The organism is Pseudomonas sp. HP_08 (assembly GCF_055284095.1).
Window position 1 is genome coordinate 188,512 of the sequence record NZ_JBTOQC010000045.1, and the last position, 16,959, is coordinate 205,470.

Here is a 16,959-nt window from a genome sequence, read left to right on the forward strand (position 1 = left end):
AACCTTGAAAATTCAGACAGGCAAACACCGAGGTAAGCGGTTACATCGGATCGTTGCGGCGCAGCAGCTCTTCGGGCAGATGCTCGATGTATTCTTCTTCAGGCGGCGGCAGCTGCAAGTGGTAACCCTGGGTATCGAGGTTTTCCAGCACCTTGTTGATGTCTTCCCGGGCCAGGGCCCGTTCCGGGCTGAGCACCAGATCGAAGGCATGCTGCGGCTTGCCGAACAGGCCCAGCAGCGCGTCGGGCACGCGGGTCAGCACATCGCTCTTGAGCACATAGAGGTACATCTGGTTTTTCTTCGGGCTGCGATAGATGGAGCAAATACGTTTCAAGACTGTTCTCCGGCATTGGCCAGGCTGTCGAGCAGCGCCTGGCCCATCCGCTCGCGGCGCCATCCACGCAGCGACTCGGGCAATTGATAAGGCCCTTGAGGGAAGCCGCTCTTGAGCAGCAATTCCAGGGTTTTCTTGCGCAGCATCAGTTCGGGCGCCATGTCCAGACGCTCGGCGTACTGCTGACCGATAGCACGCAGCGACTTGAGCACACCGGCCGCTTCGATCGGCAGCGGATCCGGCAACGCGGCAGGCCACTGATCGGCCGGCACGTTTGAGGCCTCCTGGATCAACTCCAGCAGAAACTCGCCGTCCTGGCGCACGGTGCGCGGATGCATGTCTTCGATACGCGACAAGGCCGAGAGGTTATCCGGCTGGGTCTTGGCCAGCGGCCACAACGAGTGCTCGCGCAGGATACGGTTGCGCGGCTGGTTACGGATGCGCGCCTGCTGTTCGCGCCAGGCGCACAGCTCGCGCAATACCGCTAGTTGCTGCCGAGACAGCTTCCAGGCCAGCTTGGCGTCGCGGTACACCTCGTAAGGATCGGTTTCGCGGCGCAGGTTGGCAACCAGCTCGGCGCCATCCTCCAGCACCCAGGCATATTTGTCTTGCGACAGGCGCGGGTGCAACAGGGTGAACAATTCGGCCAGGTGCACGGCGTCTTCGGCGGCGTAGCTGATCTGGGTGTCGGACAGCGGACGCTGCAACCAGTCGGAGCGGGTTTCGCCCTTGGGCAGTTCGATGCCCAGCACCTCCTGCACCAGCCGCGAATAGCCCATGGAGAAGCCCAGGTTCAGGTAAGCAGCCGCCAGTTGCGTGTCGAACAACGGCAACGGCAGGCTGCCGGTCAGGCGCAACAGGACTTCGAGGTCTTCGCTGCAAGCGTGCAGCACCTTGGTCACGTCAGGGTTTTCGAGCAGCGCCGCCAGCGGGCGCCAGTCGTTGATCGACAGCGGGTCGATCAACCAGGCAATGTTGCCGTCACTGATCTGCAGCAGACCGGCAATCGGGTAGAAGGTGTCGACCCGCATGAACTCGGTGTCGAGGGCAATGAATGGCAGCGACTGCCAGTGGGTGCATTGGCGGGCGAGGCTATCGTCGTCGCGAATCCAGTGAATATCGATGGCCACACGGCTCTCCCTTGGATAATGGCGCGCAGTATATATCGCCAAGGGAGGTTATCGCGCATCGGGGCTGCAAGTCTTTGGCTATGTTGAGCCGTTGAGCGGGACCTGCGCGTGTATCTGCGCAGGTCCCGCCACCGGTCAGTTGGCGCGACGACGGTAGCTGCGGTACTCAGGTACCCAGAAGTTGCGCTCGATGGCCGCCAGCAACACCTCTTCAGAAGTCTCCAGCGCCAGCCCTTCGACCTGGGCTTCCCTGGCCACCGCCAAGGCGATCTTGCGGCTGACCTGCTGAATGTCCTTGAGCGATGGCAACACCGCATCGCCTTCACCGGTCACGATCGGCGAGCATTCGGCCAGGGCATTGGAGGCCGCCATCAGCATGCGGTCACTGATGCGCGACGCCTTGCAAGCGATCACGCCCAGGCCGATGCCAGGGAAGATGTACGAGTTGTTGCACTGCGCGATGTGTACGGTGCGGCCGTTGATGCTCACCGGCGCGAACGGGCTGCCGGTGGCGACCAGCGCCTGGCCATCGGTCCAGCGCAGGATTTCTTCCGGTGTCGCCTCGACTTTGGAAGTCGGGTTCGACAGCGGCATGACCAGCGGTTGCGGGCAGTGCGCGTGCAACTCGCGGATCACTTCTTCACTGAACAGCCCGCGCTGGCCCGACACACCGATCAATACGGTGGCACCGGCATGCTTGACCACGTCGAGCAGCGAAGCGTAGGCCTCACCCTCACTGGCCCAGCCGGCGACATCGCCGGCCTGTTGTGCCAGGCGTTTCTGGAAGTCCAGCAGGTTGTCCATGCCCTGGGTCAGCAGGCCGAAGCGGTCGACCATGAAGATGCGCTGGCGCGCCTCGGCTTCGCTCAGGCCTTCGACCTGCATGGCGGCAATGATGTGTTCGGCGATACCGCAACCGGCGGAACCGGCGCCCAGGAACACCACTTTCTGCTGGCCCAGCGTCTGCTGCTTGGCCTTGCAAGCGGCCAGCAATGTACCGACGGCCACCGACGCGGTGCCCTGAATGTCGTCGTTGAAGCAGCACAGCTCGTCGCGGTACTTCTCCAGCAACGGCATGGCATTGGCCTGGGCGAAGTCTTCGAACTGCAGCAACACGTCCGGCCAGCGGCGCTGGACGGCTTCGATGAACAGCGCGATGAAATCTTCGTATTCCTTGCCGGTGACGCGCTCATGGCGCCAGCCCATGTACATCGGGTCGTCGAGCAATTCGCGGTTATTGGTGCCGACATCGAGCACGATAGGCAGCGTATAGGCCGGGCTGATGCCGCCGCAGGCGGTGTACAGCGACAGTTTGCCGATCGGGATACCCATGCCGCCGATGCCCTGGTCGCCCAGGCCGAGAATGCGCTCGCTGTCGGTGACCACGATCACGCGGATGCGGTCCTTGGTCGCGCTGCGCAGGATGTCGTCGATGCGGTCGCGGTCAGGGTAGGAAATGAACAGCCCGCGGTGAGTGCGGTAGATCTTGGAGAATTCCTGACACGCCTGGCCGACGGTCGGGGTGTAAATGATCGGCAGCATCTCTTCGAGATGCGAATCCAGCAGGCGGAAGAACAGCGTCTCGTTGTTGTCCTGGATCGAACGCAGATAGATGTGCTTGTCCAGATCGCTGGCGCACTGCTGGTACTGGTCGTAAACCCGGGTGAGCTGTTCTTCGATGGTCTCGACGGTCTGCGGCAGCAGGCCGATCAGGTTGAAATCAATACGCTCTTGCGGCGTGAACGCGCTGCCCTTGTTGAGCAAGGGCATTTCCAGCAGGGAAGGACCTGCGTAGGAAATGTATAAGGATCGCGTGGTATTGGTCATTTCTTCTTCGCCTTTTCGTCTCTCATTGATTCTGTGCAAGACCTTGGCGTGCAACCTGGCGTATTGCGTTATTTTTCTTCTTGCCAGTTCTCTCAGGCCATCTCGGAAAATTCGGTGGGCGAGGTCTAGAGCCTCACTGCAGGGCGCATATATTACTCGCCATTGGCCAGCCTGCGACATATTGTCGCTAAAAAACGATGGTTTTCAGCCAGTTACCCTGCCCTTCAGGCTGCACCGAATTTATTGCGATCTGGCGACAGGCACGGATTTCAAGGGCTTCGAGCCGCAGGCATTGCCGTGATGTGCGCCGCGCGATCGTTTGCAACAAGGCATTTCAGCCGCAAAACGGCTGAACTTCCCTGTCGAGGCAGCGCCTTAAGACACTCAATTGCCTTGTAGGAGACCACCATGTCCAAAGCCCTTGCCCGAATTCTGATTGCCACCTGTGCCTTGGGCCTTGCCGCCTGTGACTCCAAATCCGAACAGAAGGCACAGGACGCACAAGCCCATATGGAGTCGGCGCAGAAAAACGCCGAAAAGGCCGAGCAGCAGAGAGCGGAAGCTGCCAAGGATCAGGCGGCCTCCAAAGAAGCCGCCGCTGAAGAAGCCAAGACATTCGTGCCGACGTCCGAGACGCCACAGCATTTGCAGACGCCAGAAAAAAAATAACAACGCCTGCGAAACCATCACCTCAACTTCACGAACTTTTCACAGCGGCTCTTGCATTCTGAACTCGCTCCCAAGTGTGAATCCTTAAGCCCGCTCCCCCATCGCGGGCTTTTCTTTGTCCGGCGTTTGGCCCGGACACATGCCAGGCCAGGCGCCGACTCACTACTTGGTGACGATCTGACCGACGCTGAAACCATCCACCGCCGCGATACGGCCGCGCCAGAGCACACCGGACTCACAGATCGGGCTCTGGTCGGTCGAATAGGTCTTGCTGTCTTTCAAATGAATGAAGTGGAAATCAGAGGTGTCCTGCGCCAGGTCGCCCGGCTTGAATGACAGGATTATTTCCTTCAACGACTTCTCGGCGCCGTTATCGTACTGCCCCAAGGGCGCAGCCAGGTCCTGGGCCAACTGATCGAAATAATCATCGTGCGAGATCAGCAGGCCGGACACCAGGTTACCGCCAATCGACAAGGTGACGCCCAGCTCGACCTTGGTGCTTACGACAAACTTGACCAGCCATTGCAACAACCAGTCGATCTGTTTGCCTTCTGCCTTGAATTGCGCGATCAGCTCGTGATCATTTGGAAACGACTGCGATTGTGCTGCTTGATCTACGTCGGACATCTGAAACTCCTCGCCATACACCTGAATGAACCCGGCGCTTCAAGTGCACCGGGCGACAGCAAAACCATGCAGCGCTCAAGGGACAGGTTTCCTGTCCTGGCGTGCACGTTCAGAGAGGATAGACGAGGCTGATGACATGCAAGTGGATGTGTCAGGCGTGAATCACTCGCAGGCGCGTGTTACAGGTCGACCGTGAAGCGGCTTACGGCCTGTACCACCTCGCGAGCACCCTTCTGAATATCGACGATTGCCGTGCCGGCCTGTTCGGCCAATAGCAGACCTTGCTCGGCCTGAGTGTGACTGGAGCCTATATCCTCACCGGCCTTGTCTGCCAACAGCTTGTTCTGTTGCACGATCTGGACGATTTCTGCGGTGGCTGTGCTGGTTCTGCCGGCCAACTGGCGCACCTCATCGGCAACCACGGCAAAGCCACGCCCCTGCTCGCCGGCCCGGGCGGCTTCAATGGCTGCGTTGAGGGCCAGCAGGTTGGTCTGCGAAGCAATCGCGCTGATCTTTTCGACCATGCTGCTGATCAGCTGCGACTGCTTGCCGAGCGCTTGCATGCTGGTGGTGGCCGACTGCATCTGGCCGGCAATGCATTTCATGGTTTGCACCGTTTGCTGAACCACTTCGGCCCCATTGGCAGCATTGATATCGGTCTGGCGAGAAATATCGTAGGCCACATGGGCGGCCTGCCTGACCTGCGCCTCACGGCTGACCTGATCGCTCACCACACTGGCAAACTTGACCACTTTGTATAACTGGCCTTCCGGGCTGCGCACAGGGTTGTACGTCGCCTCCAGCCACACCACCTGCCCACGGCTGTCGACACGGCTGAAGCGGCCAGCCACATATTCACCGCGATTGAGGCGCTCCCAGAATGCCTGGTACTCAGCCGAAGTCGTCTGCTCGGGCGAGCAGAACGTGCGGTGATGCCGGTCTTGTACCTGAGCCTGCGTATAGCCCATTGCCTGCAAGAACTGATCGTTGGCGCTGATGACCGTACCGTCGAGGCGAAACTGGATGACCGCCGTGGACTTGACCAGTGCCTGCATCATTTGCGATTCGTCCCGAAGCCGCTCCATCAACTCACTGATGTCCGAACCATAGCCCTGCACATACAGCAGGCTGCCATTCTCAGCCTTGATCGCTGACCAGTGCATCTTCAACCAGACAATCGAGCCGTCGCCACGCTTGAACCGGTAACACTCATGGACGGGCTCGAAAGCTCGCATTGCCCTCATGAACGCCGAGCGAAGTGCGGACGTCCCGGCAAAGTCCTCGACAATGTCCGGCAACGCGCAGTTGGCAAGCGCAGACCGTGCACGCCCCAGCACCTGCTCGACATTGTGATTGATGTGCTCAATTTTCAGATCCGGGGCCAGCCGGATCGATAACAGGCCTGCATCCAGTTGCGCCAGTAACTGCTGCTGCACTTCGCACTCGGCATTGCGCCTGCCAAGCTCTTCTTTCAACTGACGACCGAACATAGTCCCCCCTGATAAAGCCTTGTCGTTAATACACCGCCTGACTGACGAGCACGCACGCCACTCAAGCCTGGAATTTCATGAGTCCCAAGGTCGTTAGTTGCTTATTGGATCGATAAAGAATCGTGGCGCACAGGTGCTCCATCTCGTTCAGTGAAATACTCAGCGCTTGCATACGTACCGAGACGGGGTTCACGTCGCCGACAAGAGTGCAGAGCAACAAAAGCTGTTGCCTGACTTCGTCAGCCAGTAAACCAGCCAGGCCAAGAATTCGACGAATCCCCTCCTCAACCACTGAAATCAATCGGCACATTTCACTTTTTAGTTGCGACAGAGAAGGTCCTATTACCAGCACTTTATTACAGTCCTGTTTCTGACCCATCTGATCAAGCGCAATCAATAACGACTTGACGACATCAATGGCACAGTCGACTTCATTAACCTTGATCAAGAAACAGGAAATGTTGTTACTCATACGCCGGACACAGGATTCAAAATCATCCAGCGCGTCGTGCAATGAACTTGCCATGGTGATTCCTTACTGCCTCATGAATAAAACATGCAAACAGCCGCCCTCCGCTATCCAGGAGCAGCCTGCTGGCGCCTTGAAGGCGCGTAAAGTAACGAGACGGTGATTTCGTCAAACCGACGAGAGTAAGCTGCCCTTCACAAACGGGTCATACTTGACGTTGTCCTTGCCCGACTTCTTGGCTGCATACAATTGCCGGTCGGCCTCTCTGAGTACCTGGGAAATATCGCAGCCCGGCATAAACGCCACCAGACCGGCACTCACCGTAAACCGGCAAGGCAGACTGTCCATGGTGCGCACGGCGTGCATCAGTTGCTGCGCGTATTCCAGAGCCTGGGTTTCACTGGGCGTCTCAAGCAGCACGCCGAACTCTTCACCGCCCAGGCGTCCATGACAGTACCGATGATCGACAGACGCCATGCAACGGGCCAACGCGCACAGTACCTGATCCCCGACTTCATGCCCCCACCGGTCATTGACGCTCTTGAAGTTGTCGACGTCGATCATCAGAAAAAAACCGCGCTTTCCACCCGCTGCGACCTGCTCGAAACGTTGCATCAGGGCACGCCGATTAAAAATACCGGTCAGGAAATCCGTTTCAGCCATGACCCGGTACTGACTTTCCAACACCAACAGGCCTCGCAGGGACGCCATGTAGGTATGGTTATTGACCCATCCTAATGCCACTGAAAAAAAGCCGAAAACCAGAATGTAGCGAGCAGCCTCGGGCAGATCGACATCGATATACGGCCAGACCATTAGCCAACTGATTACCGCCGTCACAATGTAATCCGTTGCGTTTCTGACCAAAAGCGAAGCCCCTAGCACAGTGATTACGGCAAACGGCAGGGAAAAGGCCTGGTACAGCGCGTCCAGCTGCATGAACAGAAACTTGAAACTGCCCGCAAACGTGAGAATGAACACCAGCCCCGAGAGTCGCCAGACTTTATCCGAACGTGTGAATGTCTGGATGCAAAAAACCATCAGCATGGCGAGGAATGAGATCAGGACAGCCTTGAATGACACATGAGCCTGGGTGATGGTATTCACGACCACCCAGCTGCCAATCGCCAGCAGCTCAGCGCGCACGACTGCCTTTTTCAATAAGCCACGAATGCGATTTTCCATAGATAACTGCAACTCCATAGTGGCTTCAGGTGGGCATCGGACGCATGTCCTCGATCCTGTATTTCAGTCCTCTCCTATCCTGATGCAGACCTGAGTGATCGCAAAACTGACCAGCATCATCCTGCGCACCAGGGTCATGAAGCACTCGGTTATTTCAAGGCCACTTTTGCATGCCTTGAAATACCCTTTCTTTTCTCCTTCCCTGACCATCCGGATCAGGTGCGTGCTGGATACCGATAACCGCGAGGATAACTGCGCGTAGGTCGACACCTTGTAACCACCGGCATTCGCACATTGCCCCTGCAAGGCATCGCAGAAAAAGGCCAGCATCAACATGTGTCCGCCATCGCGGTTCATCAACCAGCGACACTCAGGCACCAGAACGTCCAGAGTGAGATCCGCCTCAAGCACTTTGTTGAAACCTTTGAAATAAGCCTGCACGGTCCGGCTATCAACCCGCAATTCGCTGCACTCGGGGCCCAGGACACCCATCGCCGGAAAGTAGTAGGCGCTGATGATCTTGATCGTTTCGGCCATCGCCCGCAGCGAGGGCTTGAAAACCCTCAAGCGACGGTCTTCCGGGTGATCGCTGATGTCCATGTAGCCTGAAATCAGAAAAAACGAGAAATACGACTCCAGGCTGTTCTTCGATAGATAACCGCGCCGCTCACAGAACTCTTTGACCCGGGATAACGATGGAAAATAATGACCGTAATAATGCGTCAGCATCGACAACACGACCAGAAAGCGGTCGTACTTCAGGATACTTTTATAAAACAGCGGCCGCCCCGTGTAATGTTGTTCCATCAACTGGTAATGACGGGTAATCCGGGCATCGATATCGATGCACTCGGAAAGCCTTTTGATTTCGGCCTCCAGGCAATCAAGCAACGTTTTACGATCCATAACTGACCTTGAACAATCCAAAACACCAGCAAAGATATCAAAACGCTAGCAATGCGGGGCCTATACTAACGTGTTTTTGTCCAACAACATTTCCAACCCAGAAATGTTTTAACCCCATTCCTTTTTAAATCCCGCTGCTGAAACCATGGATTTATTAAGATTAATGGATCCAACTAACAATAAAGCTGGAAATCTTATTGCCGATTTACTTCCTCAGTGCCTTTGCCAGCACCCGCGCTGCCTCAACTATCGCGCCCTCGTCATAAGGCGCAAAACCCAGCACCAACCCGGCAGGCATGGGCTGATGGCAGTAACGCGCCAGCGGCATGACGTCCACACCGGCCTGTGCGATGCGCGTGCAGGCCTGGGCTTCGTCATCCACCAGCAAGCGGCAGGCGACATCGAGCCCGGCGCGGATCGGCGGGACCTCGATCAGACCTTGCCAGTGCTGCGCCGCGGCTTCGCTCAAAGCCTCGGCACGCCGCTCATAGAGTTTGCGCATGCGCCGTACATGGCGGTCGAAATGGCCCTGCTGGATAAACGCGGCGAGTACGGCCTGGCTCAAGCTGTTGGCGTGCCGGGCGGTCAGCGCGGCCGCGCGGGTGAAGCACTCCACCAGATGCGACGGCAGCACCAGATAGGCCAGGCGAATGGAGGGAAACAGCAGCTTGCTGAAGGTGCCGGCAAGAATCACCGAATTGCTCGCCGCAGGCAGTGAGCGCAGCGCCGGGATCGGTTTGGCGATGAAGCGGTAGTCGCTGTCGTAGTCGTCTTCAAAGATATACGCGCCGCTGACACCTGCCCAACGCAGCAACGCCATGCGCCGTGCAGGCGACAGTTCGCGACCCAATGGTGCCTGACGCGAAGGCGTGAGATACGCCAGCGGCGCCTGCGGAGCGCGGCGAATGCCTTCCTGTACGCGCATGCCCTGCTCATCGACCGGCACATGCACCGGCGTGTACCCGGAAACCTCGATCAACTGTCGGGCACCGGGATAGCCCGGATCCTCCAGCCACACTTGCTGACCGGGCGGCACCAACAGCCGCAGGCACAGGTCAAGGCCCTGCTGCACGCTATTGAGTACCAGGATGTGCTCGGCCGGCACCTGCACGCCACGCGCCACAGCCAGGTAACCGGCAATGGCTTCACGCAGCACGGGCAAGCCCTGCGGGTCGGAGTCGAGCAAGGTCGCCGCGCGCGAGCTGCGCAACTGCTGGATGTGCAGCTTGCGCCACAGGTCCACAGGAAAGGCGCCAACATCCCCCCGATGCGGAAAAAACGGCAGCAGCCCCGGCGTGACCGCTCGCCGGGCAAATATGGGGGTAATCGCGTCCAGCCGCTCGACCCAGCCGGTGGCAGGCGCAGTGCGCGGCAACACGACGCCGGGCACCACCTTGCGCTGCACATATCCCGCCTGCAACGTCGCCTCGGGCAACACCGCGCTCACACGGGTGGCACTGCCCACCTGCGTTTCGACATAGGCTTCCGATAACAATTGCTGGTAGGCCGCCTGCACCGTGCCCCGAGCAATGGAGTAATGCTCGGCCAGCGCGCGAGTGCCCGGCAATTTGCTGCCAGCCGGCAGGCGACCACTGAGGATGGCCTCGCGCAGGCTCTGGTACAGCCAGGTTTGCAGACTGATGCCAGCCGCAGGTTCGCCCAAGGGTAGCGACATGACCCAGGAGGGTTGAGCGGTGTGTGCCATGCGCACCTCAAGTGGACCAGTGAGTTCATCAACAAGCGGATCAATACCATGATCCGCTTGCGCTGCACACTCTGCGCATCGCAGTCACCTACCGCCGGCCCTTACAGGAGTAACCCCATGCACTCATCCATCCTCATTATCGGTGCCGGCTTCGGCGGTTTGTGGAGCGCACTCAGCGCCATACGCTTGCTGGACCAGCACCAGCGCCTTGACGTCACCGTTACCGTGCTCGCGCCTCAGGCCGAACTGCACGTGCGCCCGCGCTTATACGAGCATGACATTGCCCCTACCGTCGCCCCGCTGGGCGAGCTGTTCGAAACCGTCGGCGTCAATTTTGTGCAAGGCAGCGCCACCACCATCGACGCAGATGCCCGGCGAGTGAGCTATCGGGATGCCAGCGGCCGTGAGCAATGGCTGGGTTATGACCGCCTGATTCTCGCCTCGGGCAGCCAGGTCGCGCGGCCGGCTGCCGTCTCGGGCATCGATCAATACACCTTCGATGTCGACAGCTACGCCTCAGCCCAACGACTCAGCGAGCACTTGCACGCCCTGCGCGAGCAACCGGCCAGTGTGCAGCGCAACACGGTCATCGTCGTGGGCGGCGGCTTTACCGGCATCGAAACCGCCACGGAAATGCCGGCCCGCCTGCGCGCCCTATTGGGCGAAGACGCCGATGTGCGCGTGCTGATCATAGACCGCGGCCAGACGATTGGTGGTTCGATGGGCCAGGCCATCGGCCAAGTCGTCGCCCAGGCCAGCGCTGAGGTGGGCCTCACCTGGCGCCTTGGCGCTTCGGTGCAGGCCGTCGATGCGCAAGGCGTCGTGCTCGCAGACGGCGAGCGCATCGAGGCCAGCACGGTGATCTGGGCCGTCGGGGTCAAGGCCTCGCCCCTGACCGAACAAGTACAAGGGGAACGCGACCCCAGCGGCCGCCTGCATGTGGACCCCACGCTCAAGGTGAAGGGACAAGCTGCGATCTTCGCTACCGGCGATACCGCCTTTGCCGCCAGCGATGACCTGGGCAACCACGCCTTGATGACCTGCCAGCACGCCATCGCCCTGGGCCGTTCGGCCGGCAACAACGCGGCGGCGGATCTGCTGGATGTAGCGCCGATTCCCTATAGCCAGCATAAATACGTGACCTGCCTGGACCTGGGCGCCTGGGGCGCGGTGTATACCGAGGGCTGGGATCGCCAGGTGCTACTGACGGGGCAGGAAGGGAAAACGTTGAAGACGCAGATCAATACGCAATGGATCTATCCGCCCGCGCCGCATCGGGACAGTGCGCTGGCGGCAGCTGATCCGCTGATTCCTGTGGTGGCCTGAGGCGGGTGAATGGTCGAGCATTCGTCTGCACAGACGTCTTCTCGTTTGCCTGTTATCCCGACACAGGGTTCCTGAACTTTAATCTCTGTATTGCACTGGCGCATCCATACTCCGCAGCTTTATTGAGATAGCGCAGCTTTTCTTGCTCAAGGGCGCGCGCAGACAATCGAGTGGCCAAACTCATATACAGGTTGGCGCGAAAGCCTTTTTCGTCGAGCGACACAATTGCAGGGTCGCGAGAGCGGCTCTTGCTGTCGCACATCGGCAGTGTCGCGGGCAAAGGGTAGTACTTGCCATACAGGGTTTCATCATTGGGCAGTGCGTCGACCAATGACCGGAATTCAGGCGTTTTAACTTGCTCGAAACAGAAGGCAAGCATCTGCAAGCCCGCCGGTGTAAATCCATTACTCAAACTGGCTTTGAGAAGGCCACACACTTTTTCGTCAGAGGGCCCCACAGGGTCAAACGTCGATGACAGTATAGCCAGGCGATACTGCGCAGCTGGATTGCCTTCTTCCGCCGAACGCATGACCAGAGGGGCTGCGTCTTTGACAAGCGCCTGCATCTCATCCCTGTAGTGTTCCCTTTTCTGCTGAGGGAATGCCTCGCCAGCCGGTAACTGATGTTTGATCGTGAAGATCTCGTTGTTTACTTCGTCGATCCTTTGCAGATAAGGCAGCGCCTTGAAATACAGCGCTTCGCCTTCGGCGGACAGGTTCAGAGAGGTTGCGTTTGCACTGGATAGGAGAAAGACGGAACAAGCAATGAGAACACTCTTGAGAGAAACGTTTACCACCGGAACGCCCTTTTCGTATCTGCCGGGATCAGGACTATAGCTGAATCGTCCCCCGCATTTCCCCCAGACGAAAAAAAGCCCCGAGCGCTATTAACGCTCGGGGCTTTTAAATAATGGCGGAGAGATAGGGAAAATCTGCCACCACCTCTCCAGCCCTTTAAACCCAAGCCCCACGCGGGTTTCGCTTCAGTTTGGTACAAAATACTGGTACAAAACAGTATCTCTACCGCACAACAGGCGTGCCCCCTCATGGCAGCAGACAATCTTATCCTCAAAGCAGGCACTTGGCACGCCAGATACGTCATTCCCGAAGATCTGCGCGAGTATTTTGGCAAGAGTCAGTTTTCACAGTCTCTGAAGACTGGAGCCAAAGCAGAGGCTCAGAATCTCAAAATCCCTCTCATCAAGCGGTGGAAAACAGAGATCGAGGCGAAGCGAAAGATCCAACGTGCGGAAAACGGGGAGTTTCGCCTGAACATGGATTTTGAAGAGGTCAAAGAGGTTGCCGTGTCGTACATGGCTTCCAAGGCGGAACGCGAAACAGAGCACATCAAGTCGCTCATTAATGACCTCATTGGTAAGGGTTCGACCTTTGGCGAACCTGAGCTTGACCGGCTCAAAGCTGAACAGAAAGAACGCGTCATGCACCTCCACATGCAGGGGTACATCTCAGATGCTGAATACGATCATTTTGACGATGAGATTGACGTGTGGAACGTTCAGTACAGCATGAAGCTCAACGAGAAAGGTCAGCTTGGCTTTGAGACAATTGTTGAGGCAGTCAAAAAACTCAATCGAATCACCAATACTCTCGAATTGAAAATGCTGATGGGAGAATTGTCAGAGACGGATGAATTCACTATCACGGAAAAACAGGAGGTAGGGGAATCCGCCAAAAACCACGAATCTCACGCACCTGATACCCCTTTCACCAAAAAGAATCTTGAAATCTTTGCAACCTATCAAAAAGACATTCGCAAGGTGATTGATAAAACTGTAGATATGCAAGTGAGTCGATTGGAGAAGCTAAGCGACTGGTTGAAGAAAGAAAAACTAGGTTTGGATCACAAAAGCGTTCGCCTTTACCTAGAGGCGCAGACCGATCTTTCTCCTAAAACCAAAAAACAATATGTTCTTGCTGGAAATACTTTCTATAAATGGGCTATGAACAATCTGCCCCGTTTTGAATCGAAATTTCAGAACATGAAACCGCCGTTCCAAAATCACGAATTCCCGTCTTCACGCAAAGGTAAAGCACTAGCTGAAGCTGAACGTAAGAATTACACCGTCAAGCAAGCCGAAGAGATCTTTGCCAAGGCAAAAGAAATAAAAGGTAAAAACCGCCAGCACCTCATGGACGCGATTCGCATTGGCGCGTTTACCGGAATGAGGATTGAAGAAATTTTCCAGCTCGAAATTCATCGCGACTTGGTTGATGACGAAGGGGTCTTCTGCATTTCCCTTGACGATGGCAAAACCCGCTCATCAGTACGGAAAGTGCCCATCCATCTTGATCTTCTCCCCATCATCGAGCGCATGAAGAAGAATTCAAAAGATGGCTTCCTTATGCCTTCTCCTGCAGGCAATAAATACGGTATCCGGTCAGATTTTCTGAGTAAGGCTTTCGGTCGGTTGAAGACCTCGATGGGCTTCAATGAACAGTACGTATTTCATAGCTTTCGCGGCACGGTGATTACACAGCTCCAGCGTGCAGGCGTGCCAGAGCTGACCATCAAATGTATCGTCGGACACGAAACGGGTGAAGTGACGTGGGATATTTATAGTGATGGAGCTTCACCAGCGCAGAAATTCGATGGTATCAAGAAACTGAAATACGACTTTGCAGACTAGCGCCATCAATCCAATTAATCACAAGTACACAGCCAAGGGATTGACCAATACATGCAGCCACCAAAGGGTTACTTCGTTGTTGACCTCACACCCACAGGAACGCGCAACCTGTACCCCATGAAAGAGTGGTGCAGGCAGTTTCCCGAGGATGCTCCACCGTTGAACCCCAACACCACGAATTCTCAAGCGCTACGCAGAGGGTTTGCCAAAATGGGTTGGGTCACTGAAACCACAGAAACACAGGTGCTGATTTTTCGTCCCGGTACGTCCAAACACACCGTTTTAGCTATCGAAAACGAAGACCTAGCTCTTGATGAGCAGGACACCTCGGACACAGACCGCGAGACAGTATTTGAGCTGGAATGGCAGCTTCGTGATTTCATCGCTCACAACATCGAGACGCTTCGGGTAGACGGTAAAGCCTTACGCCTGTACGTCGATGACATTGGTCGAGACGGTGTGGAGTACCCAACCGGCGTAGGTCCAATCGACATTCTTGCGCTGGATTCCGATGACTCGTTCGTGGTGTTTGAGCTTAAGCGTGGACGTGTGGCAGACAAGGCGATTGGTCAGATCAGCCGGTACATGGGCTGGATCAAGAAGAACCTAGCCAAAGGGAAGATGGTGAAGGGGGTCATCGTAGCGAAAAGCATCAGCTCGAACCTGCGTCACGCGATTGTGGCAGTGCCGAACGTCTCGCTTTTTGAGTACGAGGTGGCATTCAGCCTGAACCAAATCCAAGAAGCGGATGAGTCTCTATAGGTGAAGCGAAAGAAGCTTTAACCGCTTTTCCCTACCTCGGCGTGCATCATCACAGACGCAGAGAACACATTCCCCGCGCAGCGGAGTGAGCTTCTATAGGCATTTCACCAGTCAGAAGCCCACTCCCATCACCGCATTACTCCATTTCGACCTTCACAGGTTTACCCTTGTGGATGATCTCGAACTTTGAGGTTTTTTCGTTCCACAGCACCACACCCGGCGTTTCCATCATTTGAGGACCGCCGTTAACGTAGCGATAGTCACTCATGAAGACGATGTTGCTAGATGCCTTGTGAGCGCCGTCCTGAGTGCTTGTCTCGTTCATTGGGGCTTTGTAAACCTTGCCGGTGTTCACATCCACGAACGCCGAGGCGGTGCAGCCCGAGCCACAGCCGTAGCTGGTTACAACGAAATGACCGGCAAAATCAGGCTTCTTGCCCACAGTCGATTCAACAGCCTCTTTCGCTTTCCAATAACTCGCCAGATCCTTGTTCGACTTCCAGTCAATCTTGCTCACAGCCTTCGTAGCCACGGCAGAAGCCGGATAAGCCTCGAATTTGTAGCGTTCGTCACCAACTGCACCCACTGCTACAGCAACACACCCAGCCAGTACCAAACCGCGCAGAATCCCTTTCATTTCCTAACCCTTGATGACGTTGAGGCTGAAAAATAACCTCAGCTTTCAAATCTCGCAATAGGTATTTTTTTTAGACGAAAATTAATTATTAGCAATTGACTTCAGTAGATTCCGCCTTCTGATATCCAATCATTCTATATTCATGATTCCTGATATCGCTTCAGTCTAAAAACCAACGATCTTTAAATTTACTGAAGCATTCTGTTCCTTCATGATCCATTCCCATCAGACGCACGTAATACCAACGTCAGACGTAAATCAGACACAAGTATTACAGCCATCATAAATATTTCTTATTATTTTCTGATTAACGTCAGAAATTGAAAAACAAATGGTATAACTTTAGGTATAACCAAATAATTTTAAAGGAATCGCTCAATGAATGCACAAACCCCTAGCTTCAACCTCAACCAAATTGAAACAGCTCAACCCAAAGTAATCACTCTTGCTCAGCATAAAAGCAGCGGAAAAACAACATTCGTATTGAATTTCGCTTCGAAGCTTATTGCTCAGGGCAAAAAGGTTTTAATCGTTGATTTGGACCCTATCCGCGCAGCCGAAGATTTCTATAAGCTCAACGCTTCAAACGTGAAAGCCCGCATCGAGAATCTGACTAAGCTTGTGGGTGAAAGCCTCAGCGACAACCGCTTAGGCGACGTGAAACGCTACACGAATAGCATCAGTGCTTGGAACAAGAAAACCACACTCAACATCTACGGTTCTTCGCTATCAGCATTTTCACTCAATGCAGTGAAAAGCACTCATCCTGACTTTGACTACATCTTGATTGATATTCCTGCAAATCTTTACACCAGCGCAGATGAAATTAAACCAGAAATCAGCCAGTTGCTCATTGATTCTGACCTTGTGATTTTCCCTGTGAAGGCTGAACCACAGGAATTGAAGACGGCTCCAAAACTTGGGAATTACGTCGCCAACCTTACCCAGTTCTGTCTGTCTAAAGGGATTCCAGTCAACACCAAATTCCGCTCAATGCTTTGCTTTGAATCCTCGAAATATAGAGGAGATAAAGGCTTGGCAAAAATCTCAGACACAATCGTTGGTTTTGCGAAGGCGTTCAACAGCACAGTTCCACCGATACTAGCCCCGATGATTTTCCGTTCACTGTATCCAAACAAAATCAGTGAAGCGCGCTCTATCTACAGCTCTGAATCCGTTGAAGCAAAAACCGCTCAGCAGGAATTCGATGCAGTTGCTCAACAAATCATCAGCACACTTAATTAA

The 16,959-nt window shown here is 55.6% G+C and carries 16 protein-coding genes and 1 pseudogene; 5 read left to right on the forward strand and 12 right to left on the reverse strand.

Translation table 11 applies throughout. From position 1 onward, the window contains the following. Window positions 1-40: 40 nt before the first annotated feature. From ACYAS9_RS25180 to ACYAS9_RS25190, 3 genes are all read right to left on the reverse strand, one after another. A complete protein-coding gene (locus tag ACYAS9_RS25180; protein WP_463571153.1) occupies window positions 41-334 on the reverse strand; it encodes a YcgL domain-containing protein in 294 nt (97 codons plus the stop codon). Next, the gene (rnd, locus tag ACYAS9_RS25185) at window positions 331-1,464 is read right to left on the reverse strand and encodes a ribonuclease D (protein ID WP_463571154.1); all 1,134 of its coding nucleotides are present in this window, start codon (window positions 1,462-1,464) and stop codon (window positions 331-333) included. The genes ACYAS9_RS25180 and rnd overlap by 4 nt, the downstream gene beginning before the upstream one ends. Before the next feature lie 135 nt (window positions 1,465-1,599). Further along, on the reverse strand, window positions 1,600-3,291 hold the full coding sequence (locus tag ACYAS9_RS25190; protein ID WP_463571155.1) for an NAD-dependent malic enzyme: 1,692 nt from the start codon (window positions 3,289-3,291) through the stop codon (window positions 1,600-1,602). A gap of 408 nt (window positions 3,292-3,699) precedes the next feature. On the opposite strand from ACYAS9_RS25190, the gene ACYAS9_RS25195 reads away from it, so the two are divergent. Beyond that, window positions 3,700-3,960, forward strand: coding sequence for a hypothetical protein (locus tag ACYAS9_RS25195; RefSeq protein ID WP_463571156.1), 261 nt, complete (start codon window positions 3,700-3,702; stop codon window positions 3,958-3,960). A 162-nt stretch (window positions 3,961-4,122) separates the two neighbouring features. Here ACYAS9_RS25195 and gvpU read toward each other — a convergent pair whose 3' ends face one another. The 7 genes and pseudogenes from gvpU to pdxR form a co-directional block, all read right to left on the reverse strand. Beyond that, the gene (gene gvpU, locus ACYAS9_RS25200) at window positions 4,123-4,587 is read right to left on the reverse strand and encodes a gas vesicle accessory protein GvpU (RefSeq protein WP_463571157.1); all 465 of its coding nucleotides are present in this window, start codon (window positions 4,585-4,587) and stop codon (window positions 4,123-4,125) included. A gap of 179 nt (window positions 4,588-4,766) precedes the next feature. After that, window positions 4,767-5,339 carry a methyl-accepting chemotaxis protein gene (locus tag ACYAS9_RS25205; RefSeq protein WP_463571373.1) on the reverse strand — a complete coding sequence of 191 codons (573 nt, stop codon included), beginning with the start codon at window positions 5,337-5,339 and terminating at the stop codon, window positions 4,767-4,769. Next, window positions 5,319-6,077 (reverse strand): annotated as a pseudogene (locus tag ACYAS9_RS25210) (PAS domain-containing protein); the annotation flags it as partial. The pseudogene ACYAS9_RS25210 and the gene ACYAS9_RS25205, both read right to left, overlap by 21 nt. 61 nt (window positions 6,078-6,138) lie before the next feature. Further along, window positions 6,139-6,603, reverse strand: coding sequence for a hypothetical protein (locus ACYAS9_RS25215; protein ID WP_463571158.1), 465 nt, complete (start codon window positions 6,601-6,603; stop codon window positions 6,139-6,141). 111 nt (window positions 6,604-6,714) lie between these two features. After that, window positions 6,715-7,731 (reverse strand): GGDEF domain-containing protein, encoded by a 1,017-nt coding sequence (locus tag ACYAS9_RS25220; RefSeq protein ID WP_463571159.1) that lies wholly within the window; start codon window positions 7,729-7,731, stop codon window positions 6,715-6,717. Between the two features lie 63 nt (window positions 7,732-7,794). Beyond that, on the reverse strand, window positions 7,795-8,637 hold the full coding sequence (locus ACYAS9_RS25225) for a hypothetical protein (RefSeq protein WP_463571160.1): 843 nt from the start codon (window positions 8,635-8,637) through the stop codon (window positions 7,795-7,797). Window positions 8,638-8,842: 205 nt separating this feature from the next. Continuing rightward, window positions 8,843-10,342, reverse strand: coding sequence for a MocR-like pyridoxine biosynthesis transcription factor PdxR (gene pdxR / locus ACYAS9_RS25230; RefSeq protein ID WP_463571161.1), 1,500 nt, complete (start codon window positions 10,340-10,342; stop codon window positions 8,843-8,845). A gap of 117 nt (window positions 10,343-10,459) precedes the next feature. On the opposite strand from pdxR, the gene ACYAS9_RS25235 reads away from it, so the two are divergent. Further along, window positions 10,460-11,668 carry an NAD(P)/FAD-dependent oxidoreductase gene (locus tag ACYAS9_RS25235; RefSeq protein ID WP_463571162.1) on the forward strand — a complete coding sequence of 403 codons (1,209 nt, stop codon included), beginning with the start codon at window positions 10,460-10,462 and terminating at the stop codon, window positions 11,666-11,668. Between the two features lie 52 nt (window positions 11,669-11,720). Here ACYAS9_RS25235 and ACYAS9_RS25240 read toward each other — a convergent pair whose 3' ends face one another. Further along, complete coding sequence (locus tag ACYAS9_RS25240; RefSeq protein WP_463571163.1) at window positions 11,721-12,464, reverse strand: hypothetical protein; 744 nt, start codon at window positions 12,462-12,464, stop codon at window positions 11,721-11,723. A gap of 249 nt (window positions 12,465-12,713) precedes the next feature. Between ACYAS9_RS25240 and ACYAS9_RS25245 the strand changes: the two genes are divergently transcribed. Beyond that, complete coding sequence (locus tag ACYAS9_RS25245; RefSeq protein ID WP_463571164.1) at window positions 12,714-14,315, forward strand: tyrosine-type recombinase/integrase; 1,602 nt, start codon at window positions 12,714-12,716, stop codon at window positions 14,313-14,315. A gap of 51 nt (window positions 14,316-14,366) precedes the next feature. Further along, window positions 14,367-15,077 (forward strand): endonuclease NucS domain-containing protein, encoded by a 711-nt coding sequence (locus tag ACYAS9_RS25250; RefSeq protein ID WP_463571165.1) that lies wholly within the window; start codon window positions 14,367-14,369, stop codon window positions 15,075-15,077. Window positions 15,078-15,213: 136 nt separating this feature from the next. Here the strand turns inward: ACYAS9_RS25250 and ACYAS9_RS25255 are convergent, their stop codons facing one another. Continuing rightward, window positions 15,214-15,714, reverse strand: a complete 501-nt coding sequence (locus tag ACYAS9_RS25255) for a hypothetical protein (protein WP_463571166.1) — start codon at window positions 15,712-15,714, stop codon at window positions 15,214-15,216. Window positions 15,715-16,092: 378 nt separating this feature from the next. Between ACYAS9_RS25255 and ACYAS9_RS25260 the strand changes: the two genes are divergently transcribed. Then, the gene (locus ACYAS9_RS25260) at window positions 16,093-16,959 is read left to right on the forward strand and encodes a ParA family protein (protein ID WP_463571167.1); all 867 of its coding nucleotides are present in this window, start codon (window positions 16,093-16,095) and stop codon (window positions 16,957-16,959) included.

Excerpts from the sequence above, each read along its gene's own strand:
- ACYAS9_RS25255 (WP_463571166.1), bottom strand. The coding sequence starts at position 15,714 with ATGAAAGGGATTCTGCGCGGTTTGGTACTGGCTGGGTGTGTTGCTGTA.
- ACYAS9_RS25220 (WP_463571159.1), bottom strand. The coding sequence starts at position 7,731 with ATGGAAAATCGCATTCGTGGCTTATTGAAAAAGGCAGTCGTGCGCGCT.
- ACYAS9_RS25190 (WP_463571155.1), bottom strand. The coding sequence starts at position 3,291 with ATGACCAATACCACGCGATCCTTATACATTTCCTACGCAGGTCCTTCC.
- ACYAS9_RS25250 (WP_463571165.1), top strand. The coding sequence starts at position 14,367 with ATGCAGCCACCAAAGGGTTACTTCGTTGTTGACCTCACACCCACAGGA.
- ACYAS9_RS25215 (WP_463571158.1), bottom strand. The coding sequence starts at position 6,603 with ATGGCAAGTTCATTGCACGACGCGCTGGATGATTTTGAATCCTGTGTC.
- ACYAS9_RS25225 (WP_463571160.1), bottom strand. The coding sequence starts at position 8,637 with ATGGATCGTAAAACGTTGCTTGATTGCCTGGAGGCCGAAATCAAAAGG.
- gvpU (WP_463571157.1), bottom strand. The coding sequence starts at position 4,587 with ATGTCCGACGTAGATCAAGCAGCACAATCGCAGTCGTTTCCAAATGAT.
- ACYAS9_RS25245 (WP_463571164.1), top strand. The coding sequence starts at position 12,714 with ATGGCAGCAGACAATCTTATCCTCAAAGCAGGCACTTGGCACGCCAGA.
- ACYAS9_RS25195 (WP_463571156.1), top strand. The coding sequence starts at position 3,700 with ATGTCCAAAGCCCTTGCCCGAATTCTGATTGCCACCTGTGCCTTGGGC.
- pdxR (WP_463571161.1), bottom strand. The coding sequence starts at position 10,342 with ATGGCACACACCGCTCAACCCTCCTGGGTCATGTCGCTACCCTTGGGC.
- ACYAS9_RS25260 (WP_463571167.1), top strand. The coding sequence starts at position 16,093 with ATGAATGCACAAACCCCTAGCTTCAACCTCAACCAAATTGAAACAGCT.
- ACYAS9_RS25235 (WP_463571162.1), top strand. The coding sequence starts at position 10,460 with ATGCACTCATCCATCCTCATTATCGGTGCCGGCTTCGGCGGTTTGTGG.